A 25,725-nucleotide genomic window follows, 5' to 3' on the forward strand; every position below is an offset into this window, starting at 1 on the left:
TCATGCTGCATGAACATCATCCGCTGATCGGCCGCGAGATTGCCGTTCGCAAGGTGACGCCGCTAAACGTCCGCGCCGTCGCCGACGGAGCCCGCTTCGTCCTGGGGATAGATCCGGCACAAGCGGCGCAAGCTGCAAAGGCATTCGGTTCGCCATTGCCGGGCAAGATCGGCGACGTCACCGTTTCCAAAGGCAGGCTGGCCGTGCGCCTTGGGCCAGACGAGTGGCACCTGGTTGTCCCGCTGACGGAACAGGAGGCAATCGAAACGGCGTTTGCCAAGCTCTATGCGACGGTGCCGCATAGCCTTGTCGATGTCAGCCATCGCGAGATCGGCATCGAGGTCGAGGGTGTCGCGGCCATGTTGGCATTGCGCTCCGCCATTGCGTTCGACATCGAGGTGATGCCGGTCGGCACGGGCTGCAGGACCATCTTCGACAAGGCGCAGATCATCCTTGTCCGCGAAGCTGAAGACCGGTTCCGCATCGAGGTCTGGCGTTCATTCGCCGACCACGTCTGGGGTATCCTCGACGCCGCCAGCCGCGAAATCGCACTCGGTATCTGACGTCGTCCTCAGGGAGGAAGCCATGTCGAATAACCCCTTCGCATCGCTCGGCGACGCGGCATTAGTTGGTGCTAGGAGCAAAAATGCGCAACGCTTGATATGAACGCAAAAGGCCGGGCCTACTGTGCGGACAGTTGTCAATATTTCTGAACGGGATCGACCGCCAATCGGATTTGCCCTTGAGAGATTGCGAATTGGTGGACGAAGCAGACGATGGGTGCTAATTCGCCATAGACGGGGTGATCGCCGTTCAGCTCAGCGGGACGACCCGATGTGTCTGGCTTCTCCGGGGACGACCCCTAGAGGGTCGGTTATGACACCGGACTATGTGCCCGACTTCGACGGCCTTCGCGACTTGTTTCCCCGTGTCACTTGTATCCGATCAGTGATCGCGTGGGTGGTTGTCGCCGCGTTTCAGACGTGGGGGGCAACATGGACAGTTGCTCCTCTCTCCCCAACCGTTGGCGTCATTTGTTTCGTTGTTCTGTTCGCGACCGTCCTGACGGCGTCCTTTAGCGTAGTGCGCCAAGCTGATCATCTTCCTACTGTTCTTGTCATCGGATTGATGACGGGCAAGACAGTGATCTTGGGAATCGGTGCAGCCGAAACGACGCTGTTGATGCTGACGGTCGTGCTGACCTTTCTAGGGCACAGGACGTCGCCGATCCACGCTATGATGCATTTGATGCTGTTCGGCGTGTTTAGCGTCTTGTTGCTACGCAGTTAAACGTAATGCAACCGCTTTCACTAATTGAATCTTGGGCCGCGTTGGAGTGTCTGGCACCATCGACCTATCGGCGCCGAGAAGCTTTGGCGTCAGGAAACCCACAGTGGGTTGCGCGGCTAAACGACGGTCGCGTTCCCTGGGAGCAGCCAGAGCACGGGAAGCCTGATCATGACCTCTATTATCAGGTCGTAATCGGGTCAATTCCGATGGCTCTAGCCTATTCTCGCCTTGCCGAAAAATACGGTGCGGAGATTCCACGCTATCATTCTCATGACCGATCTCCTCTCGCGTCCGTCCTTGTGGATAGGAATGGTCTGATCACAGGCCGTCATGGAGTGGCAGTTTCCAGCTTTGCTTGGGGGCTGCCAAAAGCGCTCAAGGGGAACTTGCGCGGACTAACGGCATTGCCCTGCGCAAAGCAGGCTATTTTGGGGCAATTATACGAGGAGTTGCATGATACAAGCGCTAAGGCATTGACCTACGCTGCGATCAAATCAGCCTATTTGCTTCTCTTGGATCAGATTGGTCTATCTGAGGAATTCGCCGAACCGCCCAGCTTCGCCTTGCGGGTTTTCCATCGTCGGGACTTGGGACGCCCGCCCTCACCACTTCAAATTGACTCGGATTTTCTATCTGATCTGAGTGCTGTCCGCCAGCTCGTGAGATGCGGCGAAGTCCCTCCTGCTCTTAGTCGATATCTGAGGATTTCGTCTGTCGAACATGATGGGTCGCACTGTCAGGGTTGTACCAAGGTGACGGAGCAGGCTCCCGACGGCCAACGGCCAGAACGAAACTGGGCCAAGTCCCACCCAACTCTCAACTTTACAAGCGGCGACAGCTTGTTTGCAATCAACGCAACCCAATTCCCAGACAAACGGCACTTGATTTTCGACCTGGTTGCAACGTGCCTTATGGAGCGCGCCCGTAGGATGCTCGCCTTCGAGAAGGCGGAACATGCGTTCACCGCCGTACAACCTGGCGGCGCCCACGCTCCCAAGCTCTATCGCCTCCACCCAAGCTTGAAAGGACAAGAGATTGTAATCGCGTCCACTAGCAACCAACCTATCAGGGACATTTGCGAAGCTATTGTCGCGGCCGACCGAAACGAGAGCGATTGGTCATATTTCCGATCCATAAGCGATCACGTTTACAACCCTCGGCGGGAACAGCAGACGGCGGCCGTTAACAGCGCAGAGTTGAAAACGAAAGGGCTTCTCGCTGCCGTGCTTGGCAACGCAAAAAATCGCTCAGATTTCATCAGACCGTTCTGGCGGAATCCGGATACCAGCTTCCGAACATATCTAAGATTTATCGACGGCCGCAGCATTCGCCGCAAATCCTATTCTGTGATTGCTCAGGAGAGACCTCCTTTGCACAAACAGGCACAGGACACTTGGTCGGAGCTGCGGGGGCGTTTGGCGATCTCAAACCCGTCCCTCTCCGGGCCAGGTGAGTTCGCCATGGCTTTGGAGATCCACAAGGCCTTTGTCGACGTTTCCGGACATTATCTCTTGCACAATTTGTCTGCGTTGATGGAGATCATTGACTCGGGATCCGTGCGAAACGACGTTGAACGAGAACAGATAGCCGACCTGTGGTCGTCGCTCTTCCTAATTGTCCCGATTGTCTCAACCAGTCTCAGTTCCGTCGATCGTTTGTTTCGGTATGTTCCATCAGGAAGCTTCGGATGGTCGGTCATTGACGAGGCAAACCGCGCCTTACCGCAGGCCGTGGCGGGGCTACTAGGACGGACTCGGAAGGCAATCATCTTTGGCAATGAAGGCCGAAGCAATGATAGCGTTCCTAGCAATTCGCTGGCCGCAAGTGTATTTGAGCATTTTGGAATGTCTGCTGGCGATTGCAGCAAGCAACTGCAGTCTTGTTGGACGTTTGCCAGAGACATAATCGACTGATACCAAGAAAGCCTACTCATGTTCAACAGTTCTCGCAGTTTCAAAAAATCTAGAAACGAATCAAAGTTCGCACGAGATGTAGATTGGAATCTTTTCAAGGTATTTGAGGAGATCGTGAAGGCGCAAGGGGTTACAAACGCGGCGCTTACTCTGAACCGCCAGCAACCTGCGATTAGCTTAGCGCTGCGTCGCCTTGAGGTCGAACTCGGCGTCAAACTTTGCCACCGCGGTCCTCGCGGCTTCAAGATGACAGATGAAGGACAACTGCTTGCTGGCACGTGCGCCCAGATGTCAGAGATTGTCCGGTCGGTTCCGTCGCAAATGGCTGGAACAAAGACAGATATCCGCGGGCGCGTGCGCGTCCATCTGATCAGCAATCTCGTCAATGACGTACTCGACCAAGCAATTTTCTCTTTCAACCAAAAATACCCGGCTGTCGAAATTATCATAGACGTTGCTCCCTGGGCCGATGTGGTGAAGTCCTTGCTGCAAGATGAGATTGACATCGGGCTCGCCCCTTCGCGATCACCACGTGCCGAGATCGGGTATCAGTATCTGTTCAGTGAGGTTCACCGGCCCTACTGCGGCAGAAATCACCATTTTTACGAAAGTCGAATCGACGACGCAGCTTTGTTGGCGGATGAGAAGTTCATTCTTACAGGGGCCGACGAACCTGTCGAGCTGACCGATTTTCGGCTCCGTTATGGACTTGGGCGCTTATCGGCTGGAATGTCGGAACATCTAGAGGAAGCAAAGCGGATGACGGTCTTAGGAGTTGGACTTTGTTTTCTTCCCGACGGCTTTGCCCGACCTGACGTTGAGGCGGGCCGCCTGTGGCCACTGCTTTCGCAGGGTGATGTTCCTCAGATGGATATTTTTGTGATGACGAACGCTGTAGCGCCGGCACGTCTCGCTCGCCAACTGTTGGTCGATGAACTTGTTCAGCATGCAATGCGCGTGGCCGCCGAGCATTAAACGGATCAATGCTTATGATTGGATATTCGGGGGTTTATGGTCCGCAATAATCTCTCGAATAGTAAGTGGATAAACAGCTACACCACAAGCAAAGGCCAACCACGAGCGGCGCAATTCATCTCCGTGAAACAGAAGGGCCGTCACCTGATCTGCCTTACGCATTTGCGGCCGCAGCGTTTGAAGATCACTTAGAACGTGGCCATCGTGGTGTAGACGGATTGCTGAAAGGGCCGGCGTAGGAGAATTTCGTGCGTTCTAAGCCGAAGCACACCTCTCGGTCAGTCGCTTGGGATATGGGAGACTATCACATGATTGGAAAAAAGACCGCCGAAGTGCGCGCATTTTGGGAGAGACAGCGAACGGCGCTGGGTATCGATACGGAGCTGTACCATGCGAGCACGTTCGCCGATGTGAGATTTGCTACGTATCACGATGAACTTCTAGGTTTGGTTGCAGCGGGCAAGAAGCGGGCGACGGCTCATATCCAGCTTGATTTCGAGCGCAACAACATTCGCCAGCGCGGCGTTGGCGACTATTGGGTGGTCCTCAATTCCGCGTTTGAACCGCGCTTCCTGATTCGTATTACTGATGTCGATGTACGGCCCTTCAACCAAGTCGAGCAGTCTTTCGCCGAACGGGAAGGCGAGGGCGACAAAAGTCTGGCCTATTGGGCGCGTGTTCACCGCGAGTATTTCGAACAGCAGTGCGCTGAATGGGGTGTTCTCTGGAGTGAAAGCCGACCCACGGTGTGTGAAGGATTTGAGGTTCTCGCTACCGCTTAAAAAAATTGGTGCCGTGAAGGCGAGACTAAAACGGATCCGTGCCGGAGGGTGACGACACAATATAGACGCCCGTTGCAGCGCCTCCTGCAGCGGGTCCGCCACTCGATTGCGACAAAGCTTTCTCTTTTCGGCGTAATGGCCGTTGGTGAAGAACCTGAAATGGCGGATGCGGTGGAAAGCCAGCCGGCAGTAGGAAAGCCTTAGGAACTCGAGCGCGATAATTGCGCCATTAGACATTGCCGTTGATGGTCCTGATCAAATGGGAAATGGCAGTGGCGTCGCAATCGGTATAGCTTCCGAGATAGCCTAGTGTACCTGCTGTGGTCTGCCGAATGGCGACTTGACTGAGGCGACCCATTAGAGGAAGCGGACCTCGGGAAATTTACGATTGAACGCGGCGGGCGCCGCTAATGGCAAGATCGCTAAAAGCTCACCCCTGTCCGCGTGACATAAAAATAGGCAACTATCGGTTCTTTCCTAACATAAGAGTCCGGCTCGGGATTCGCTTTTGCGCATGCGAGTCTTGGGCATGGCACAGGAATATCCTTCACCGTTTCGCCATCCGATCGTGCCCGTCTGAGGGCGCCCATAAGGGATGGCAATGCGCCACAAAAGCCTGCCTAGCTAGCGTGTCGAGATCGTGCTGTTGAGCGCCGCTGGTGTCGGCATGGTCAAAATCATGCGGCGGCATCGGCAAGTCCAAGACTTGCGTGTGGCGCTGGCAGGAGCGCTTCGCCGCGAAAGGCCGGGAGGGGTTGCTGCGCGACAGGACCGGCCGTCCCGCATTCCGCCGCTCGGGCCGGACATGCAAGAGCGGGTGGTGGCGCTGACGCTCGCCGATATGCCACGCGAGACGAGGCATTGGACGGCGGACGCCATGGCCAAAGCCGCCGGCATCAGCGCCAGCGCGTTCCGGCACATTTGGATGGCGCATGAGCTGCAGCCGCACCGCTGGCGGCAGTGTTCGAGCTGTTCAACGATCCGAAGTTCGTCGATTAGCTGCGCGAAGTCGTCGACCTCTATGTCGACCGCCGGCTCACGCCATCGTGCCGTCCGCCGACGAGAGGAGCCAGACACAGGCGCTCGACCGCACCCAGTTCGGCCTGCCTATGAAGAATGGGAGGCTCGCAACCATGACCCACGACTACAAGCGTCACGGCACGACGACCTTATTCGCCACCCTCAACGTGCTCGACGGAACCGTCATTGGCAAGAATATGCGGCGCCATCGCCATCAGGAGTTCATCCGCTTTCTCAACGCCATCAACGTCGAAGTGCCGGCCGGCAAGACCATTCACGTCGTCCTCCGCCCATAAGCACCCAAGGTGCGCGCCAGGCTCGACCGCCATGAGCGCTTCACCTGCAGCTTCACGCCGACCCCGTGCCATGGCTCAACGCGCGGTCGAGGGCTTCTTCGCTAAGCTGTCCAAGTGGCGTCTTCTATTCGGTCGTCAACCTCCAGGCCGTGATCAACCGCTTCCTTGCCGATTAGACGAGCAGCCCAAACCATCCATATGGACCGCAGACCCCGACAAAATCATCGCTGCCGTCAAATGTGGGCACCGTTAGATTCCATCCACTCTCATGTTCGCCGTTTCGCCGTTTCAAGCCGCAGGTGTGAAAAATCGTTCGCTTGCTTTGGCAAGCGGTGTGGCGAAGGCTGCCCTGGGCAAAGCAGGAGGCACAGTCATGAGACGACGGTTGATCATGCTCTGATAAGCGGGTTGGTTACCGCAGGACCTGATGCGTCGCGGAGCTGCCTCGGTCTAGGATCCAGCATCGGATGATCCGGCTGATAGTGGTGACGAGGGTTCTCCTGCCGTGACCGTGCCTCCAGCCTTACCCAGGCGCAGAAGGTTCAAAACTGTTCGCTCCTCCGTCGATGCCGCTGGTTCATTGCCCAGCGGTCAGTTCGTCGGCCGGGGGACTTGAGCCGCGATGGCCCAGACGAAGCCGGTCAGTTCGCGAGCGATCGCCGTAGTCACGGTGGTGGCCGGCTTGCCTTCTCTGATTGCGGTATCCGTGACGCAACAGCAATCCGGAGAGCTGCTGGCGGGCCTGCCGCAAGCTACGAACCGCGGCAAGGCGTGCGCGATCGCGCATTGCCTCATGGGAATGTCGGGACTCCATACGGGCGTGACTTCCCCGGCCGTTGCGGCTTCGCCAGATTGATGGCGTTCCGACGGTCCGTCTTGATCCGATCTCCCGGCTTGCGAAGGATCAGCAACGGCGCGACCACCACACAATCGTGCCCCGCCGCGGTCAGTTGCCGCTGAATGCCGTAGCCGCACGGTCGGCCTCGTAGCAGAACCTCAGCTTCGCTCCCGGCTGGGAGCTTGCTCAAAAGGCGCGTCAAATGCCGCAGGCGTTTTCGATATCTGCCCGTATCCATGGCCCGTCTCCTATGCATGAGGCTCGGCGCCGGGATATCCAGCGCAACCCTCGATAACCTGCATACTGTGAGACGGCTCGCCCTATCTCAGGCGAACATGTGGTCTAGATTCTCGGCCGCGCACCAAATGCCGCGTCAGCGACTCAGCTCCCCTGCGCATCTAGATCTCACTTAGGGATCACATCAGGAAAGCAACCATTCGTTAGGAGGTGCGCTGTAGCGGTTTAGCTCAATATTCTCGCCGCAGCAGTGTTTATGTATCTTCTTGAAGTATGGCTCGAAGCGCCGGTTGAGCTGTTCGACACCCTTGTGATGTTCGCTGAAGGCATCGTATCGCTCACGCAGTTCGCGCACCAGTGCGCCTTCGTTAACCTTGGTTAGTTCACCGTCGTCAACGACTATTTCGCCATTCACAAAGACCTTCTCCACGGACGAACCGTTCTCACAATAAACGAGGTGGTTCAAGAGATCATTCTGCGGAGTAAAGTTGATCGTCTCGAGGTCGAATAACACGAGGTCGGCGCGCTTTCCGGTTTCTATCGAGCCAATTTCATTTTGAAGCTGAACGCTCCGCGCGCCCCCCATGGTAGCGGCATAGATGATTTCTGAAGCCGTGGGCCACAGACCACATTCTGGGGTGGTAACCTTGTGTAGCAGTCCCGCGACCTGCATAACATCGAGCATGCGGCTCGTATCGTTGCTCGAAATCCCGTCTGAGCCCAGCGCTACATTTACGCCCGCGTCGAGCAATTTCCGGAATGGTGCAATACCGGCGCCAAGCTTCTGATTCGAAATTGGATTGTGCGCGACCGACGACCCACGCTCGGCCATGCAGGCAATATCGCGATCAGTCACCCAGATCGAGTGGGCAAGCGTCGAAATATTCGTCAGCACACCGAGGTCGTCAAGATACTGCACGAGGGTCCGACCGTAGAATTCCCTGCCTGCTACCGCCTGTACCTTAGTCTCCAAAACGTGGATATGATAGGCGCTCTTGATCTCACGCGCGAAATCATGCACTGCCTTCAGCATCTCTTCTGTGCAACGCTGTGGCCCCGAGGGCGCAACCAGGTAGCGTAAACGGTCGGAGCGATCTTGGTGCTTCTTCACTACTTCCCCCGCGAAGTCGAGATAGTTCTTCACAGTCGGGACCTTGATTCTGGAGACATCTGCGATCAGGTCGCTCGGCAGATATTCGCGCGTGAAGGGTATCGTGTCGAGGAACGGTCGATTGATTACGTGGCCCGATACGTTGGCACGTATACCGATATCGTGGTAGGCATCGAACACCGCATCGATGGCGTCCATACCCTGCACTGGGAGTTCGATAATATCATCGACGAGGCAGGTTACGCCGTTCTTGAGCGATTCCATCGCCACGATCATTGAACGCAGGTAAATCAGCCGTGGATCGAGTGCCTTGGTTCCCACGAGCGGGTAGGAATAGAGCATCCAGATCTCGAGTGGCATGTTGTCATACCGGCCCTTGAACATTGCCTCCCAAGAATGGACGTGGGCGTTGACGAGGCCCGGAATGACAAGTCGATTCCGACCGTCGATTCTACGAGCGCCATCCGGCGTCACAAGCGGCTCTCCGACATGTGCGATGCGGGAACCCTCGATGAGAATGTCACCCTTGAACGGACGGGTGCCGTGCGCTGCGTCGACCGCAATTATATTGGCTTCGGATATATGTATGGTCATCTTAATCCTCGCGTTCGCGTTACAAGAGCGTGAACTCATCGGCGGCAGACAAAAAACACTTTACCGCCGAGATGGGGTGCGTCTTTCCGCGCTATATTTAATCTCCGCCGCCAGAGAATTAGCGCAATACCCTTGCAATGCCTCCGTACTTAAGCTTGCAATCACAGTCATATTCAAATGATTTTGATACAAATTAAGATTTCTTATGCAAATTATTTGACCTTTTGCTTCTTAGCATTAGATAATAACACGCTGATAAATTACCAATGTATAACCGTCATTCTCCGGGCAGAATGTGCGTCGCTTCCGGCCGCCACGACACCCAGACTTTGGCGCCAGGCTCAAGGTTGATATGTTCGAGTTCGTCGTGGCTCTTCTGCGCCTTGATCTCGATACGGTCGGCGCCCTCCAGATGGATGACGGCGGTTGCGCCAACAAACTCCTCGCCGACCACCTGCGCCTGCAACCCGTCGTAGCCGTCAGCCGGGGGCTGGTTGCTCAACTGTATCCGGTCGCCCGACACCACAAAGGTCGCCTTGTCACCCTTGGAGAGGGCTTTGGCTGGGTTCGGGGCGACATCGAACTCGCCCACCGGCGTCGCGATCTTCAACGCCTTGCCGTTCACGTTCGAGACCTTGCCGGCAAAAATGTTCGACGAGCCAAGGAATTCAGCGACGAACTTGGTTCGCGGCGCGCGGTAAATCTCCTGCGGATTGCCGATCTGCTCGATCCGTCCACGGCTCATGATGACGACGCGGTCAGCCATGGAGAATGCCTCAGACTGGCTGTGCGTGACATAGACGAAGGTGATGCCGAGTTCGCGCTGAAGGTTCGAAAGCACCGTCTGCATCCGCACTTTGAGATGAGCGTCCAGCGCCGATAGCGGCTCGTCGAGAAGGAGGATGTCCGGTTCCGTCACCAACGAGCGCGCTAAGGCCACGCGTTGGCGCTGGCCGCCGGACAGATGGGCAACGTTGCGATCGGCGAACTCGGTGATCTGCATGCGCTCCAGCCATTTGTCGACGCGTTTGCGCCGCTCGGCCTTTTCCACCCCACGCATGCGCAGGGAGAACTCGACATTTTCGCGCACGGTAAGGAACGGAAACAGCGCCAGGCTCTGCCACACCATCGGCGTGTCGCGCTGCCAGGTCGGCAGGTCGTTGATGCGCTTGCCGCCAAGGCGGATCTCGCCTTCAGTCGGGGCGTCCAGTCCAGCCAGCATCCGCAGCGTCGTCGTCTTGCCGCAGCCACTGGAACCCATGATGGCAAGGAACTCGCCCTTGCGGATTTCGAAGTTCATCTTTTCGACTGCGACGAAACTGCCGAAGCGTTTGACGACGCCGTCGAAGACGACGAGAGCCTTGTCGGTCATGATAGCGGTACTCCGGCTATTTCCGCGGACGCTTTGGGCGGACCGCTTCGTTTCATGAGAAGGATCTGGGCGAGCACCACCAACGTCATCGAAACGATGAAGACGAAGGTGCCGATGACGTTGATACGCGGGCTGACCTGACCTTGCAGGAAGCCCAGCACCTTGACTGGCAAGGTTTCATTCAGTCCAGAGACGAACCAGGCCACTGCAAATTCATCGAACGAGACTGCCATAGTCAGGAACAGGGCCGCGAAGATTGCCGGCTTGCAGAACGGGATGATGACATGACGCATCGCCTTCCATTCACTCGCACCGAGATTCCAAGCCGCGGCTTCGAGTGAAGGGTCCATCTGTGACAGGCGCAACCGAACAATCGCCATGGCGAAGGGCGCGCACAAGACCACATGGGCGATGATGACAGAATGGATGGCGCCCGACAGGTTGATGTTGGACAAGAAGGCGAGCATCGCCAGGCCGAGGATGACGACTGGGATCGTGGGTGGCAGAAGGGCCAGCGCGACATAGAAGGTCTTGCCGAAGAACTTGTAGCGGAAGTCGGTATAGGCAGCACCAAAGCCGATCACTGTCGCCAGCACCGATACGATCACACCGGCGACCATCGTGTTGCGCAGGCCTTCCCAGACCAGCGGGTCGGCGGCGACCGTCTCGTACCAGATCGTCGAGAAGCCGCCGAGCGGAAGCGAGGGGAACCGGTCGACATTGAACGAGAAGACGAAGCTCGCGGCGATTGGCGCGAAGATAAAGGCGAAGGCCAGCAGGATGTAAAGTTTCAGCGCCCAGTCGATCAGCCAGTTGCGATTGAAGTCGTTCATCGTCCGCGCTCCTTGTAGGCGTAGCCCACCGCGGCGAACGCGACTGCTAGCAGCGTTGCGATCATGGTCAGCGCGATCACCGCCGCGCGCGGCCATTGCTGGCCCGACTTGGTAGTGTCGGTGATCAGGATGGACAGTGTCGGCGGGTCGCCTCCGCCGAGATAAAGCGGACTGACGAAATCACCGAAGGTCAGGATGAAGCAAAACAGCGCCGCGATCACCAGGCCGACCTTGGCGGCCGGCACGATCACCGCGAAGACCGTGCGCAACCGGCCGCAGCGCAGGTTGTGCGCGGCCTCGATCAGGTTTTTGTCGACGAAGATCAGACTGAACAGCTGCAGCAAAACGACAAGCGGAAAGCTCAGCGTCAGATAGCCGACCATCGTGCCGAACACCGAGTTGAGCATGCCGAACGGTCCGAGCCCGACCTTGGCGAACAGTGCGTTGATGATGCCGTTGTCGGAGAGGAATATCTGCCAGGAATAGACGCGCACCAGATAGCTGGTGAAGAAGGGGATGACCATCAGGAAGATGGCCCAGCGGCGCGCGGTTTCGGTGAGCTTGAATGCGATGGCGTAGGCGCAGGGGAAAGCCAGCGCGCTGGTGATGACGGCAGCAGCGGTGGCAAGCGCGAAGGTGCGCAGATAGGCGTCCCAGAAGACACCGCGACCGAGCATCCTGACCCAGTTGACGGTGTCGAAGTCCGGTTCCATGCGGAAATTCTTGACCGTCCAGAAGCTGAGTGCGATCAGGAACAACAGCGGCGCAAGGAAAAACATCACCTGCCAGATCAGCATCGGCAGTGATAATGTCAGTCCGTAAAGTGTGATTGATTTCCGCATCGCGGCGATTCCATCTTGAAGACACGACTGCACGGCTGCGTGCAGGGATTGCCGGAACGGACGGAGCGCTAAGCGACGCCCCGTCGTCTCTAGATTAGCAGAATAGCTGGCTTGCCGCGTCGCCGCCTTTACGAGCCCTTGTACTCCGACCAGAAATCGTTCCAGTCCTCGAGGCTCTGCTGCACCGGCAGCTGCCGGTACTTGATCCGGCCATTGCGGATCATGTCCATGACGTTGCCTTCATTGAGCAACATGCCCTGGCGCTTGGCTTCCTCGGGCGTTTCCTTGGCCAGAAGCTCCCAGCCCTTCTGGCTGGGAATAAGCGCGGGATAGGCCGCCATGTTGGCAGATTTCACCTGTCCTTTAGCCGAAGTGATGTACTGGATCCATTTTTTGGCGAGGTCGGCCTTTGTCGAGCCCTTGCCGATGGAGAAGGACTCGGTCCACTGTAGGCCGCCCTCTTCGGGGATGACGCTGCGCACCTTGGCGCCGTTCTTCTCCAGCGTCCCGGTGATCCAGTCGCCGATGCCCGCCATGGCCAGCATCTGGCCGTTCTGCAACGATGAGAATGTGCCGCCGTAGTCGAAGAAGCCGCCGATCTGCGGGCGCAGCGTCTTCATCTTCTCCTGCAGCTTGCCCCATTCCGCCTCGTCGATGTCGTAGGGCGAGGCATTGCCGTCGAGCAGGCTGATCTGTCCGAGATTGGGCAGATGCCAGTCGAAATGCCCGACCTTGCCCTTCAGCTTGTCGGCCCAATAGACATTGTAGCTCGACGCCTCCTTTTCGGTGACGGCTTCGGTGTTGTAGGCAACGCCGAGAAAACCGAAGCGGGTGAGAACCGAGTACAGCTTGTCGTCCTGCCAGTGGCCGGCGAACTTCTGGAACTCGGGAAAATAGTCGTCGAAGGCGTAGTCCTTGGGATCGAGCTGCTCGATATAGCCGGCGGAATTGAGCTGCTGGACATATTCGGCATCGGAAAGGATGACGTCGAAGGTGCCGGGAGGCGACTGGGCGATCAGGCCCAGCATGTTGTCGCCGCCGGTATAGTATTTCGGCTTGAACTTGACGTTGTTTTCCGCCTCGAATTCGGCAACGACATCCGGTTCGGCATGGCCGTACCAGGCAAGCATGGTAAGCTCGACAGGAGCGGCGAAGGCCAGCCGGCTGAGATACGGCATCGCCAGGATTCCGCCGCCCAATACGCTTGCACCCTTCAGAATCTCGCGCCGGGTACGGGGCCCCGACAATGCGTCCTTGATGGTCATCGCATTCCCCTTTTGGTTGTTGTTGCCGCAAGGTTAGGAAGCGCAAGTGCATTTGGAAAATTAATTCTTATAATTGGGCCATTTGCATTGCTTATTGACGATCAAGTTCCACATGACGCCTGACGGGGTCGCCGGAGACGCCAGCCTCATCCAGCCGGGCGATGATGTGGTTGACCAGCCGGATGCCGGCGTCCGACAGGCGCGGATGCTTGTAGAACAGGCCAACCCGGATTTCGGCCAGCGGCGGGAACCCGTCGTCCTCGCCGAGTACGCGCATCCCCGGCAACAAAGTGTAGCGCGTCAGTGCGCTTACACCCAGACCGTTGATCACGGCATTCTGCAGGCCAGAGATACCCGGCCCGGTATAAGCGACGCGCCAGCGCATCTGCGCCGCATCGAGCGCCTGGATCATCCGCGCCCGGTACGCGCACCCTTCCGGATGAGCAGCAAGCGGAATGCCTGCCGCCGGATCGAACGTGACCTCGTTCGCCGCCGTCCAGATCGGCCGCTCGATCCATGACCGCGACAGGTATTGCGCGCGATCAGTGTTGACCATCGCAATGGCCAGATCGAGTTCGTCCGCCCGCAGCCGATCGAGGATTTCAGCGCTCCAGCCGCAATAGATCTCGAGCGAAATTTCAGTATGCTGACGCGTGTATTCAGTGATCACCCCTTGTAGGAACGCCACCGCATAGTCGTTCGGCAGGCCGACGCGCAGCACCCCTGCTATCTTGGCGCGATTGAAATAGGACGCCGCCTCGTCGTTGAGCCGCAGGATTTCGCGCGCGTAGCTCAACAGCATCTCACCTTCACCGGTGAGCGTCAGCGAACGGCCCGTCTGCTTGATGAGCGGTGCGCCGACCAGTTCCTCGAGCCGGCGCATCTGCAGCGAGATCGCCGGCTGGGTACGCCCCAGCATGTCGCCGGCCTTGGTGTAAGCGCCTAGATCGATGACCGAGACGAAGGTGCGGAGCAGGTCGGTCTGGAAGTTTATGATGTTGCGCATGGATTTCGTTTCCTCATGCGAGGATGAAGATTATAAATTTCTCATATCACAAGGTTGGGCTCAAATCTTTGCCCCATCAGCCAAAATGGGAGATGACCATGCCTCAACAATCTGTCTTCGCCGCCGAGCTTTCCTGGCCCGACTATGACGCCCGTGTTCGCGGCGGCACCACGGCAATCCTGTTGCCGATCGGCTCGATGGAGCAGCACGGCCACCACATGCCGATGAATGTCGACGTGCTCTTGCCGGTCGAGTTCGCTCGGCGCGTCGCCAGCCGCATCGACGCGCTGGTCGCGCCGCCCTTCACCTATGGCTACAAGTCGCATCAGAAGTCCGGCGGCGGCAATCATCTGCCGGGCACCACCAGCCTTGACGGCGCAACCCTGGTCGCAGCTCTTCGCGACGTCATCAGGGAATTCGCCCGCCACGGCGTTCGCCGCATCTGCCTGGTCAACGGCCATTTCGAGAATTCGTGGTTCATCATCGAGGGCATCGACCTTGCACTGCGTGAGCTCAAATGGGCCGGCATCGACGACATGAAGATCGTCGTCCTGTCTTATTGGGACTTCGTCGACAAGGCGACGATCGGCCGGCTCTATCCCGACGGCTTCGCAGGCTGGGATCTGGAACATGGCGGGGTGTTCGAAACCTCCCTGATGCTGGCGCTCTACCCCCACCAGGTCAGCCTTGAGCGCGCGGTCGACCATGCGCCGGCAACCTTCCCGCCCTACGACGTCTACCCGCCAAAACCGGAATGGACGCCCGCCAGCGGCACGCTCTCCTCGCCCAAGGATGCGACAGCGGAGAAAGGTGAGCTGCTACTACAGGTCTGTGCCGAGGGCATCGTTCAGGCTCTGGAGAGGGAATTCCCGCGCTGAACTTTCTACCTCCAGGCACAATAAAAGCCGCGGCATCGACCGCGGCTTTTTTTGTTGCCAAGGACGGGATCAAAAAGGCCGGCTCGGCGGAGTCAGCGCACCACGCTCGCAAGTCGCTTCGGATGCTGGCCGAGACACCGGCTCTTCGGCATCACGGGCAGTCATGCGCGCACCCAGCCACTTCACCCAGCGGGCGATATCCCTGGCCAGCAGCGCTGCCGGATGCAACGCGGTCGCGGCAGACCGGCAATGCCGGTCCACCGCTTCCCGGGGGCAATCGTGGGGGATGTAGAACACCACCCTCAGTTCCTGATGATGTTGTGCTCCGGACCGAAGGGGAAGCCGGTGATGTTTTCGGCGCTGTCTTCCCCAACGATCAGGATGTCGTGCTCGCGGTAGCCGCCGGCGCCCGGCATGCCCTCGGGCAGCATCACCATCGGCTCCATCGACACCACCATGCCCGGCTCTAGCACCGTCTCGATATCCTCCCGCAGTTCCACGCCGGCCTCACGGCCATAGTAGTGGCAGAGCACGCCAAACGAGTGGCCGTAGCCGAACGAACGGTACTTCAACAAGTCCCATTCGCGGTACATCTCGTTGAGCTCGATGGCGATGTCCTTGCAGCGCGCGCCCGGCTTGATCAGTTCGAGACCGCGACGGTGAACGGCGACGTTCTTCTCCCAGATGTCGAGGCTGGCATCGTCGACATGGTCGCAGAACAAGGTGCGCTCGAGCGCCGTGTAGTAGCCGAAGATCATGGGGAAGGTGTTGAGCGACAGGATATCGCCAGGCTGCACCTTGCGGTTGGTCACCGGATTGTGGGCGCCGTCGGTGTTGATACCCGACTGGAACCAGGTCCAGGTGTCCATCAATTCGACAAAGGGGAACGAGTTGGCGATCTCGCGGATCATCGCATTGGTGGTGGCGATGGCGACTTCATGCTCGGCCACGCCAGCCTTAATTGCTGCAGCACAAGCCGCGCCGCCGACGTCGCAGACGCGGGCGCCTTCGCGGATCAGCGTCTGCTCTTCGAGCGACTTGACGGTGCGCATCCACATCGAGGGCTGGCTGACATCGACGAACTCGACGCCGGGCAGCGCTTCTTCAAGCGTGCGACGGAAATCGAGCGAAATATGGTCGAACTCAATACCAACGCGCTTGGCGCCCGGCGTCAGCTGGCGCACGGCGCTGTAGAAATTGTCACGGCGCCAGTCGGTATAGGTGATGTTGTCGCCGAAGCTACGGCGCCACGGCTGGCCGCCATCGATACCGGCCGAAATGGTGGTAGCATTGTTGTGGTCAATGACCATGCCGTACTTGCGACCAAAGTAGCAGTATAACCATCCGGAATAGTAGTTGATGCAGTGGTAAGACGTAAACAACGCCGCGTCGACGTTGTTCTTTGCCATCCAGCCGCGGACATCGTTCTGGCGACGGGCCATTTCGGCATCGGAGAACGGCGAAAACTCCTTGTCGCCATTGTGCCATTTCATCACGTGCAACATGTCGTCGGTCATCGGGCTGCTCCTCCTTGAGAATAGATCTGATGCAGCACAGCTTAGTTTCGACGACGGCATTTCGAAAATTTATTCACCTAATGTTCGAATAACAGATCTTAATGGAGGAACTATCCCGCAGTCATCACGGACTCTGCAAAGTCTCACCCATAGGCGCCACCATGGCACGATCCGACGCAAGTGCAGCAACACTCTCGTTCTGCTCCACTGCCTCTGGGTTGACGGCACTAGCTGTGAGTGGGGCAGGGAAAAGATGGCGTAGCAGATATGCACCCGATCCGTTCGCGGGTCCGTTTCCGGAACTCCGTGACGTCCCGCCGGGACGGTGGTTGTGGTGACCGCGTTGAATCTGCTGACGTCGATTCGAACGTCGTTGCACACGTCGAGGCGCCCGACCCCGATCATCATCATGAGGCATCGCCCTCGCAAAGGACCATGACCCCGGCGATGGCAGCGCGAACCCGATTGACAGCTGCCCGCAATTAAAGGGCCGCTTCACAAGCTAAATGACCAAAACTGGCTGGACAATCACGTAATTGCCCCTACGCAGCGCCTGAGGAGATTTGCGGGCGGATCAACGTCGCCTCAGCATGATTGCCCAGCTGCAGGTGACCGGTTCAAACGAGCAGCGGACTGCAATTCAATCGCTGATCAGTTCGGTGACGATCGGTGGCGACCGCATCACGATCGATCTGACGATGACAGCATTGCAGGCACAACAGCGACAGATGACAGAGGTCGAGGTTCGGTTTGCATCGACCTCCACAATCCGTTTGCTCTCAAACGATAATCTCCGCACCTCATCACGACATCAGGAAATGCCAGGCCAACTGCCAGCAACAAGACCCATCAAGGCAATTGCCCGCGGCGCGACATGGTACGCTGACCTGCTAACTGGCCGTGCAAAGTCGGCGCGCGAGATCGCAGATCAGGAAAATCTCAACGAGCGCTACGTTCCCAGCTTCTGCGCCTTGCCTTCTTTGATCCAACGATCGTCACCGAGATCGTTGATGGCGACAATGCCATCGATATCGCCTCGGCCGATATAGCTCGCGGACTTGACTTGCCGATGCTCTGGTCCGATCAAATCGAACTGAGCCGATAATCATCCCACGCTGCCTATGATCACCGTAGCACTTTTGGCGCCCGACTTGCTCGTCGGCAGTGTCCGAGCAGCAGCGCTGTCGCCGCTAGCGATCAATACGCGGGGAGGCGTTAGGTGGTCGGTGCCTGCGACCGAGACATGGCAACCATCACGGCACCATCGCTTTGTCGAGAACTCCATAAAGCAAATACCGTTTCCAGAATGACAGGCAAAACGGCCCAGAATTCTGGTTGAAATGACAATTCGGGCCGACAGGTGAGGTATGCAGGCCTTGAAGACTGGCTGGCGGAGCCGCGATATTTTCGCAGCAAGTGATCCGGCTCGATTAGAAGCAATTGCTCCTAAACTACCTGCCCCCTTGGACTGTAAGCCATCAGCCGCTACTGGTTTCGCATGGATCGGCTTGAATGTGACAGGATGTTTGTTGCCGTGATGGAGGCGGGCAGCTTTGCAAGGGCCGCCGAACGGTTGCGAACCAGTGCCGGACAGGCCTCGAAGCTGATTTCGCGATTGGAGGGGGAACTTGGCGTTCGGCTGCTCAACCGCACCACCCGCGCACTGGCGGCAACAGAAGCGGGGCAGGCCTACTTCGAACGCGTGAGGGTTCTGCTTGCCGATTTCGACGCGCTCGAGGAGGCGGTACGCAACGTTTCCGGCACACCGAAGGGGCGCTTGCGAATGACTGCGCCCGTCTCCTTCGGCGCGGCCCAACTGGCCCCGGTTCTTGTGGAGTTCGCGCGTCAGTTCCCACAGATCGAACTCGACGTCAGTTTTTCGGACCGGGTCGTCAGTCTGGTGGACGAGGGCTTCGACGCCGCAATTCGCATCGGCAGCCCTGCCGATTCCAGCCTGATTGCTCGGCGTCTATGCGAAGCGCGCATCGTGGTCTGCGCGTCCGAGGCCTATTTGCGGGATCATGAGAGACCTCGCCGGCCGACTGACCTGAGTTCCCACAACTGCATTATCGACACCAATTTTCGCGAACCCGGTATCTGGGCGTTTCGAGAACCGGACGGCAGTGACACGCTCATCGAAGTCGCCGGTCGGCTGCGCTTCTCCAACGCCGAAGTTGCGCTAACGGCGGCCGAGGCGGGCCTCGGCATAGCGCGCGCGCCGAGTTTCATTGCCGGCCCTCGGTTTCGCGACGGACGGCTCGTACCGCTACTGCGCGAATCCGAGGCCGATCCCCTCACAATCTACGCCCTCTATCCGCCCGGCCGGCATCTCGCCATCAAGGTCCGGGTGTTCGTTGACTTCCTGGTAGCCCACTACCGCAGCGGTCCGGATTGGGACAAAGGCTGGTAGCCGATTAATTCCATTTTGGAATTAAATAACTGCTTTTCGCCAGGATAATATCTGTCCTGGAAACGCGCTATCTCCTCGCTATCGGCGCTGATCAAGCGCTTTGCTCAAGGAGACACGATCATGACCATTGCGATTATCGGAACCGGCAATATGGCGAAGGGCCTTGCCGGCGTATTTTCCCAGGCCGGCTATTCCGTCACGCTCGGTTCACGTGATGCCGCCGGTGCCAGCAAAGCGGCGCGTGAACTGGGCGGCAATGTTTCAGGCGGGGACATCGCTTCGGCGGCACGCAACGCTGAAATCGTTGTTCTCGCGGTGCCATTCGACGCGGCCGGCGAGGTGATTGCCGCGGCAGGCGGCCTGGAAGGCAAGATTGTCATCGACATCACCAACCCGCTGACCGCCGACTATGCCGGGCTGACCATCGGCCATTCGACCAGCGCTGGCGAGGAAATCCAGAAGCTCGCCCCCAAGGCCCAGGTCGTCAAGGCGTTCAATACGATCTTTGCCTCGGTGCTACAGGCGGGCGGCAAGATTGGCGACAAGCCCGCCACTGTCTTCATTGCCGGCGACGAACAAACTGCAATCGACGCGGTGGAGGCAATCGTTGCCAAGTCCGGCTTCGTTCCCGTCCAGGTCGGCGGACTGCGTGTCGCGCGCTATCTGGAGCCGGTCGCCGGCCTCAACATCGTGTTGGGTTACATGCGCGGCCTCGGCACCGATATCGCTCCCGCCTGGCAGACCGCAGCCTGACGTTTAAAACACAGCAATCAGGAGTAACGAACATGAACAATATCAACAACCCCAATCTCGCCGCCCTTCTACTGCGCGTCAGCATGGGCATCCTGTTCCTCGCCCACGCTGGCCTGAAGATCTTCATCTTCACGCCGGCAGGCACTGCCGGGTTCTTCGAAAGCCTCGGATTTCCCGGACCGCTTGCTTATCTTGTCATCGCGGCCGAGCTTCTGGGCGGCCTCGCTTTGATTGTGGGCGTCTGGACCCGCTGGGTTTCCATCGGGCTGATTCCGGTCCTGCTTGGCTCGATCTACGCTCCGCATGGCGCCGCCGGCTTTTTCTTCAGCAACCCCAATGGCGGCTGGGAGTTCCCGGCATTCTGGGCTGTCGCGCTTGCCTCGCTGGCGCTGCTCGGCAACGGCGCCTACGCCCTGCAAAAGGTGCGTGGCTGATTCCGCCCCGGACGCGGTCCCCATCCCACCGTGTCCGGGCCACCTTCTTTGCCGAACGGAGACGTAGCATGCTTGTAAACGGAAAGTGGACCGAGGACTGGCAACCGGTTCAGGCCAAGGACGAACAGGGCGGCTTCGTTCGCCAGATTTCCAGTTTCCGCAACTGGATCACGCCCAACGGCAGCGCCGGACCGACCGGCGAAGGCGGCTTCGCTGCGGAGGCCGGGCGCTATCACCTCTATGTCGCGCTGATCTGTCCCTGGGCTTCCCGTACCCTGATCGCCCGCAAACTGAAGAAGCTCGACGACGTTGTGTCGGTCTCGGTGGTCGAGCCAACCTTGACCGATCAAGGCTGGCGCTTTGGCGACTATCCTGGTTCCAACCGGGACGAGCTCAATGGCGCCACCTATCTGCATGAACTTTACAGCCTTGCCGACGACGATTTCACCGGCCGCGCCACCGTTCCGGTTCTGTGGGACAAGAAGCGCAGGACCATCGTCAACAACGAGTCGGCCGAAATCGTGCGCATGTTCAATTCAGGATTTGGCGCGCTCGCCGACCAGAGCATTGACCTTTATCCGCAAGACCTGCGCGCCGACATCGACGCGTTGAACGAGCGCATCTACCCCTCGCTCAACAACGGCGTCTACCGGGCCGGCTTCGCCACGACCCAGATCGCCTATACTGAAGCCTACGGTGGTGTCTTTGCTATGCTGGATGACCTGGAAACCCGGTTGGCTGATGGACCGTTCCTGCTCGGCGCCCAGCCCACCGAAGCCGATATCCGTTTGTTTGTCACGCTGGTGCGCTTCGATGCGGCCTATCACGGTCTGTTCAAGTGCAATTTGCGCCGCTTGTCCGAGTATCCCAATCTGATGGCCTATCTGAATCGCGTACTCGCCATTCCCGGCATCCGCGCCACAGTAAACATCGACCACATCAAGAAGGGCTATTATTCGATCAGGTCTCTCAATCCGAACGGCATCGTGCCCGACGGTCCCGATCTCAGCGATCTCGGTTTTTGAGCGGCGATTCTAACTGCGATAGGAGACCTCCGATTCCCATGACCAAGTCCTCTACCAAAAGCCTCGTCATCTTCCTGCATGGCGTCGGCAGTCGCGGGGCCGATCTCTTGCCACTTGCCGAGGGCTGGCGCCAAGCACTGCCAGCCTCCACGTTCGCGACACCGGACGGCCCGTTCGCTTTCAACGGGGATAGCTCCGGTCGGCAATGGTTCAGCATCTCCGGTGTGACGGAGGCGAACCGGCCGCAACGCATCGTTGCGGCAAGGCCGGCGTTCGACGATGTCTTGCGCGGCACCATCGAACGGCATGGTCTTCTAGACCATCTCGATCGGGTCGTCCTCGTCGGATTTTCACAAGGCTCCATCATGGCGCTTGACGCCGTTGTATCAGGGCGTTGGCCAGTTGGCGCAGTCGTCGCCTATTCCGGCAGACTCGCGTCGCCGCGACCCTTTGCGCCAGCTGGAATGCCACGCGTTCTTGCCGTGCATGCCGCGGCAGACCCGGTGATATCAGCTGGGGCGTCAATCGAGGCAATGGCAGCACTGCGCGAACTGGGACTCGATGCCGACAGCCACATTCTTCCAGGCGTGGGGCACACCATCACCGCCGAAGGCGCGCAACTGGGCGCAGCATTCGTGGCCGCTGCACTTTCAAGCGAACCCGAATGATCGAGCGCATGCGCTCATCTTCTGATTGACTTGCGAGGCGTGGACTGCCTCAATGTTTTGCTCGGCCCAATGCGAAAGCGCGTCCAGCGTGCGAAAGCGCGTCCAGCGTGCGGATGAGCGTCCGGCCAAGCGGGGTGAGGTCGTATTGACGGTAACCGGGACTGTCGGATATGCCGTCCGGGTTACCAGCCCGTCGCGTTCCAGGTCCCGGAGAGCCCGCGACAGGACTTTTGCTGACAGACCTCCGATCGACTTGTTCAGCGCATTGAACCGCAGCGGGCCAGCGACCAGCAGGCGGACAACCAGCACCGTCCATTTGTCGCCGAAGCGATCGAGGACGCATCGAAGCGGGCTGGCTGTTGGCTAGATATGCATCATACGGGCTCAACGGAGCCTCCGTTCTGGAGCGCACCCCTTTTTGACCGGACAGGCGGCATAGCCGATAAGGCATAGGCATGCGCCTATGAGTACGACTATGTCCAAAGCTTCTGACGTCCCGTTCAGCCGGGTCGAAGTCATTACCTCAGTGCAGCGCCGTCGACGCTGGTCGGTGGCCGAGAAGGTCAGCCTGGTTGAAGAGGCCATGCAACCCTGCATGAGCGAGTCCTACGTTGCCCGGCGGGCATTTCTCCTTCCCAGCTGTTTGCCTAGAAGCGTCGCATGCTCGAAGGCGGTCATGCCGCTGTCCAGGCCGACGAAGATGTTGTTGCCGCATCGAAGGTGCGCGAGCTCGAAAAGCGCGTTCGCGATCGGAGCGGATGCTGGGCCGAAAGACCATGAAAAACGAGACCCTCAAGGAAGCGATCGAGATCGCTCGCCCAAAAAACACAGCTTGCCCCTGGGTGTCCTGGAACGATGCCGAGGACGGTTTCCGGTGAGCGCGATCGCCAGAACTTTGGGTATCGCGCGCTCCAATCAATCTCATCGAACTGCCGCCGTTCCAATTGTCCGGCGCGGTCCCTATCGCAAGCCCGAGGATGCCGATCTGCTGGCCGAGATCAGGCCGATCATCGACAGACGGCCAACCTATGGCTATCGCCTTGTCATCGCACTGATCAACCGACAACGGCGTCTCGCGGGCAAGCCGACCGTCAATGCCCAGCGGGTGTTGCGGGTCATGCGCCAGCATCATCTGACGCTGCAACGCCACACCGCGCAACGTCCCGGCCGAACTCATGACGGTCGTTGACTTGCGCTCGAACGTGCGCTGGTGTTCGGACCACTTGGAGCTCCGTGCCCGTGACGGCCAGGTCGTGAGGGACCGGACAACTTCCCGCAGCATGCCGCCTGCGGTGCAGTCGGAGAACACCAGCGCGGTCAGATCGCCACTATCAACGAATGTCGGAATCGGTAGTTGCGTGTCCCCGCAACCAAATACCAAAACAGTCCAGCTTGTCTGGGCTGTTTTGGTATTTGGACGCAGGTGACGGTCGAGTTGAACCTGCATCAGGGGCCCGCTAGGAGGCAAAGCCGACAAAGCGGGACAAAAAGCCAAATCCTGTCCCCGCAACCAACAATAAAAGCCCGCCAAGGTGAAAACCACGGCGGGCTTCTTGCTGTCTCGAACCACGTGACAGCCCGAGCTTGAAGCGCATCAGGGGCACGCAACAGCCAAAGCCCACTATCTGACTATCCAGATCTTGAAACATCGAGTCGAGGCTGTGCATATCTTCCTGCTGGGTGGGGAGCAATGGCAGTGGCCAGTCGACAGACGCAGAATGCGAGTATCCTTCGTCGCGTTGCAGCCATCGCAATCGACGCACTCGGCATCCTTTTCGTCACTCAACTGATCCTCGCGTCATTGTATCTTTCAACCAACGGTCAGGTGCAGGGCCAAACCTGGTTCTTCGTCAATCTATGTGGGCCAGCGAATGCGGGCGTATTGCCACCATTGGAGGCCGGCGCCTTCTTCATCGATGACTGCAGCGAAACTGTTCTTGGCCTGCCAACGGCACGGCTATTGGGGGCGCGAAACAACGACGAAACGCGGGCTCAGGAATATTACTACCTCAACAGACAGGGGGCCTGGTCGAAGGGAAGATCATTGTCCTTGACTGGCTCGCATTCGCGCTTCTCCTCGTCTACCGGTTGATCGCCGAAGCGAGGGGCGGCGCGACCTTCGGCAAACGGCTGGCTGGGCTGCGCGTAACGAGCGTCAATGACACCAAACAACGACGCCTTCCGATAGCTCGTGCAGTCAATCGGACGGCTGTTCTGGCGCCAGCTTTGGCATTGTTACTATACTCGTCATTTTCATTCGGACTTACTCTCAACCAGGCGACGGGGCTCCGGCTATCTGGACAAGGAGCCGTCTCGGCGCTGGGGCGATCGTGCCCATGGTTTGGCTGGGCATTTTGTGTGCGTCTGTTCTCGCGAGCCGTGTCGCACTTCACGACCGGATCGCTGGCGCAATTGTATTGAAGGCGACGTGACAGGAACGGCGAACCAAACTCATCTCGAGGGTCCAGAGACCTGCTTGAGATCGGAACGATCTTCGTCGCGGTTTCCTCCAAGCCCTCGACCGGACGCTTACCCACAAGCAAAGCGCGACAAAAGCCAAAGCCTGGCCCCAGAACCATTGATAACGACACTCCCGTGAGCCTTGCTTCGGGAGTGTTTTGGGTTGCAGGGCCAACAGCCTGTCGCTCGGTCCAGTTCAGGATCGTGCCCAGTTCCCCATGCAGCGCAACTCGATCTCTCCGCGCTTTGTTCCGGGTGTCAGAATGAAGTGGACGGCCGTCGGAACGAATTTCGCAGGCCTCCTCGATCGTGTAGTGCCGGATGGCTGAGACGTCCTGCTCCAGATCCCGCGCACTACCGTCCACGGGATTGCAGAGCGCGGCCATAGTTTCGATCAACTGGGAGATATCGCTTTGCTTGGTTGACATGCCGGAACAATAAGGTCTGACTGCCCAGCACACTGTCTACACTTTTTGCGATGGCGGCTGCGCCTGTCAGGCGACGCTGCTGAAGCGATCTATATTGAAACTGAAGCGACATATATTGAAGGATATTAGGCTGTGAAGATACATGCTGGCCTTTTGATGACCTCTGCGTTGATTGCGATGAGCGTGGGGACGGCGCGGGCGGAAAACGTGACTACCGAGACCGCCCCAGCCGGCACGGCGTATGCTGACGCGACGGACTGGAGCGGGATCTACGCCGGCCTGCATGTCGGTTGGTAACTTTGTGCTCGGTGTGCAGGGCGATGTCTCCGGGGGTGGCCTGAGCGGTAACTACGACTTCGGCTTCGGGCCATTTCCCAACATCTCCATGGAGGTCAACTGGCTGGCCGGCCTGACCGCCCGTGGCGGTGTCGCCTTCGACAGCGTGTTGCTCTACGGCCTGGCCGGTCTGGCCGTGGCGGATACTGCAATAAAGTACCCGGGAGAATCCGCCGGCCCCACATACACCGGGTACACGGCTGGCGCCGGCGTCGCTTTGAAACTCAATGCCAATTGGTCGGTTTTCGGTGAGTACGCCTATTACGGGCTTGGCGAGCAGGAGTTCGATAGGGATACCTACGACCTCAGCCTATCAAGCGGCAAGGTCGGCTTGAACTACAAGTTCTGATCTGTCCTGACGGGATTGGCTGCGCCGGCGAGAAGCACACTTCCGCCGGCGCTGCGGGCCGCCACGCCAGTTCCTCCTGCATGGCGATGGGCT

25 protein-coding genes and 2 pseudogenes are annotated in these 25,725 nt (G+C 58.6%); 17 read left to right on the plus strand and 10 right to left on the minus strand.

Going from position 1 to position 25,725, the window contains the following annotated elements; genetic code table 11:
• Positions 1-2: 2 nt before the first annotated feature.
• The 6 genes and pseudogenes from N7E70_RS08790 (at position 3) to N7E70_RS08815 (ending at position 6,529) form a co-directional block, all read left to right on the plus strand.
• Entirely contained in the window at positions 3-563 is a 561-nt protein-coding gene (locus tag N7E70_RS08790) for a sarcosine oxidase subunit gamma (protein WP_263006088.1), read from the plus strand.
• A gap of 313 nt (positions 564-876) precedes the next feature.
• Positions 877-1,290, plus strand: a complete 414-nt coding sequence (locus N7E70_RS08795; protein ID WP_263006089.1) for a hypothetical protein — start codon at positions 877-879, stop codon at positions 1,288-1,290.
• A gap of 335 nt (positions 1,291-1,625) precedes the next feature.
• On the plus strand, positions 1,626-3,203 hold the full coding sequence (locus N7E70_RS08800) for a hypothetical protein (protein ID WP_263006090.1): 1,578 nt from the start codon (positions 1,626-1,628) through the stop codon (positions 3,201-3,203).
• Between the two features lie 18 nt (positions 3,204-3,221).
• Positions 3,222-4,178 carry a LysR family transcriptional regulator gene (locus N7E70_RS08805; RefSeq protein WP_263006091.1) on the plus strand — a complete coding sequence of 319 codons (957 nt, stop codon included), beginning with the start codon at positions 3,222-3,224 and terminating at the stop codon, positions 4,176-4,178.
• Between the two features lie 308 nt (positions 4,179-4,486).
• On the plus strand, positions 4,487-4,960 hold the full coding sequence (locus tag N7E70_RS08810) for an ASCH domain-containing protein (RefSeq protein ID WP_263006092.1): 474 nt from the start codon (positions 4,487-4,489) through the stop codon (positions 4,958-4,960).
• Between the two features lie 540 nt (positions 4,961-5,500).
• Positions 5,501-6,529, plus strand: a pseudogene (locus N7E70_RS08815) (IS630 family transposase).
• Between the two features lie 450 nt (positions 6,530-6,979).
• Here N7E70_RS08815 and N7E70_RS08820 read toward each other — a convergent pair.
• The 7 genes and pseudogenes from N7E70_RS08820 to N7E70_RS08850 form a co-directional block, all read right to left on the minus strand.
• A pseudogene (locus N7E70_RS08820) lies at positions 6,980-7,347 on the minus strand (hypothetical protein); the annotation flags it as partial.
• Positions 7,348-7,535: 188 nt separating this feature from the next.
• Positions 7,536-9,056 carry an amidohydrolase family protein gene (locus N7E70_RS08825; RefSeq protein WP_263006093.1) on the minus strand — a complete coding sequence of 507 codons (1,521 nt, stop codon included), beginning with the start codon at positions 9,054-9,056 and terminating at the stop codon, positions 7,536-7,538.
• 277 nt (positions 9,057-9,333) lie between these two features.
• A complete protein-coding gene (locus N7E70_RS08830) occupies positions 9,334-10,428 on the minus strand; it encodes an ABC transporter ATP-binding protein (protein WP_263006083.1) in 1,095 nt (364 codons plus the stop codon).
• A complete protein-coding gene (locus tag N7E70_RS08835; RefSeq protein WP_108605996.1) occupies positions 10,425-11,261 on the minus strand; it encodes an ABC transporter permease in 837 nt (278 codons plus the stop codon). Before N7E70_RS08835 ends, N7E70_RS08830 begins: the two co-directional genes overlap by 4 nt.
• Positions 11,258-12,103 (minus strand): ABC transporter permease, encoded by an 846-nt coding sequence (locus N7E70_RS08840; RefSeq protein WP_263006082.1) that lies wholly within the window; start codon positions 12,101-12,103, stop codon positions 11,258-11,260. Before N7E70_RS08840 ends, N7E70_RS08835 begins: the two co-directional genes overlap by 4 nt.
• A gap of 128 nt (positions 12,104-12,231) precedes the next feature.
• Entirely contained in the window at positions 12,232-13,368 is a 1,137-nt protein-coding gene (locus tag N7E70_RS08845) for a polyamine ABC transporter substrate-binding protein (RefSeq protein ID WP_263006094.1), read from the minus strand.
• A gap of 91 nt (positions 13,369-13,459) precedes the next feature.
• A complete protein-coding gene (locus tag N7E70_RS08850) occupies positions 13,460-14,374 on the minus strand; it encodes a LysR substrate-binding domain-containing protein (RefSeq protein ID WP_154387504.1) in 915 nt (304 codons plus the stop codon).
• A 98-nt stretch (positions 14,375-14,472) separates the two neighbouring features.
• Here N7E70_RS08850 and N7E70_RS08855 point away from each other — a divergent pair, with 98 nt between their 5' ends.
• Positions 14,473-15,252, plus strand: a complete 780-nt coding sequence (locus N7E70_RS08855) for a creatininase (protein WP_263006095.1) — start codon at positions 14,473-14,475, stop codon at positions 15,250-15,252.
• Between the two features lie 302 nt (positions 15,253-15,554).
• Here N7E70_RS08855 and N7E70_RS08860 read toward each other — a convergent pair whose 3' ends face one another.
• Positions 15,555-16,769, minus strand: coding sequence for a M24 family metallopeptidase (locus tag N7E70_RS08860; protein ID WP_263006096.1), 1,215 nt, complete (start codon positions 16,767-16,769; stop codon positions 15,555-15,557).
• A 590-nt stretch (positions 16,770-17,359) separates the two neighbouring features.
• On the opposite strand from N7E70_RS08860, the gene N7E70_RS08865 reads away from it, so the two are divergent.
• The 6 genes from N7E70_RS08865 to N7E70_RS08890 all read left to right on the plus strand — a co-directional run bounded on the left by N7E70_RS08865 (position 17,360) and on the right by N7E70_RS08890 (position 22,059).
• Positions 17,360-17,818: a hypothetical protein gene (locus tag N7E70_RS08865; RefSeq protein WP_263006097.1), complete on the plus strand. Its 459-nt coding sequence runs from the start codon at positions 17,360-17,362 to the stop codon at positions 17,816-17,818.
• A gap of 473 nt (positions 17,819-18,291) precedes the next feature.
• Positions 18,292-19,179, plus strand: a complete 888-nt coding sequence (locus N7E70_RS08870; protein WP_263006098.1) for a LysR family transcriptional regulator — start codon at positions 18,292-18,294, stop codon at positions 19,177-19,179.
• A 120-nt stretch (positions 19,180-19,299) separates the two neighbouring features.
• The gene (locus N7E70_RS08875) at positions 19,300-19,932 is read left to right on the plus strand and encodes an NADPH-dependent F420 reductase (RefSeq protein WP_263006099.1); all 633 of its coding nucleotides are present in this window, start codon (positions 19,300-19,302) and stop codon (positions 19,930-19,932) included.
• Between the two features lie 32 nt (positions 19,933-19,964).
• Positions 19,965-20,366: a DoxX family protein gene (locus tag N7E70_RS08880; protein WP_263006100.1), complete on the plus strand. Its 402-nt coding sequence runs from the start codon at positions 19,965-19,967 to the stop codon at positions 20,364-20,366.
• A gap of 68 nt (positions 20,367-20,434) precedes the next feature.
• Positions 20,435-21,391, plus strand: a complete 957-nt coding sequence (locus N7E70_RS08885; protein WP_263006101.1) for a glutathione S-transferase family protein — start codon at positions 20,435-20,437, stop codon at positions 21,389-21,391.
• On the plus strand, positions 21,388-22,059 hold the full coding sequence (locus N7E70_RS08890) for an alpha/beta hydrolase (protein ID WP_263006102.1): 672 nt from the start codon (positions 21,388-21,390) through the stop codon (positions 22,057-22,059). Before N7E70_RS08885 ends, N7E70_RS08890 begins: the two co-directional genes overlap by 4 nt.
• On the opposite strand, the gene N7E70_RS08895 is transcribed toward N7E70_RS08890, so the two are convergent.
• The gene (locus N7E70_RS08895; protein WP_331461912.1) at positions 22,042-22,368 is read right to left on the minus strand and encodes a winged helix-turn-helix transcriptional regulator; all 327 of its coding nucleotides are present in this window, start codon (positions 22,366-22,368) and stop codon (positions 22,042-22,044) included. The two genes, N7E70_RS08890 and N7E70_RS08895, sit on opposite strands and share 18 nt — an antisense overlap.
• A gap of 166 nt (positions 22,369-22,534) precedes the next feature.
• On the opposite strand from N7E70_RS08895, the gene N7E70_RS08900 reads away from it, so the two are divergent.
• Positions 22,535-23,248, plus strand: a complete 714-nt coding sequence (locus tag N7E70_RS08900) for an IS3 family transposase (RefSeq protein ID WP_442866500.1) — start codon at positions 22,535-22,537, stop codon at positions 23,246-23,248.
• 268 nt (positions 23,249-23,516) lie between these two features.
• Here the strand turns inward: N7E70_RS08900 and N7E70_RS08905 are convergent, their stop codons facing one another.
• Positions 23,517-23,726, minus strand: coding sequence for a hypothetical protein (locus N7E70_RS08905; protein WP_263006103.1), 210 nt, complete (start codon positions 23,724-23,726; stop codon positions 23,517-23,519).
• A gap of 23 nt (positions 23,727-23,749) precedes the next feature.
• On the opposite strand from N7E70_RS08905, the gene N7E70_RS08910 reads away from it, so the two are divergent.
• From N7E70_RS08910 to N7E70_RS08920, 3 genes are all read left to right on the plus strand, one after another.
• Entirely contained in the window at positions 23,750-24,151 is a 402-nt protein-coding gene (locus N7E70_RS08910) for a hypothetical protein (protein WP_263006104.1), read from the plus strand.
• Positions 24,148-24,480 carry a hypothetical protein gene (locus N7E70_RS30905; protein ID WP_442866501.1) on the plus strand — a complete coding sequence of 111 codons (333 nt, stop codon included), beginning with the start codon at positions 24,148-24,150 and terminating at the stop codon, positions 24,478-24,480. The genes N7E70_RS08910 and N7E70_RS30905 overlap by 4 nt, the downstream gene beginning before the upstream one ends.
• Positions 24,481-25,230: 750 nt before the next feature.
• Positions 25,231-25,632, plus strand: coding sequence for an outer membrane protein (locus N7E70_RS08920; protein ID WP_263006105.1), 402 nt, complete (start codon positions 25,231-25,233; stop codon positions 25,630-25,632).
• The last annotated feature ends 93 nt before the right edge of the window (positions 25,633-25,725 follow it).

Origin of the sequence: Aminobacter sp. NyZ550, from assembly GCF_025628925.2 — a bacterium.
Classification (GTDB): Bacteria; Pseudomonadota; Alphaproteobacteria; order Rhizobiales; family Rhizobiaceae; genus Aminobacter; species Aminobacter ciceronei.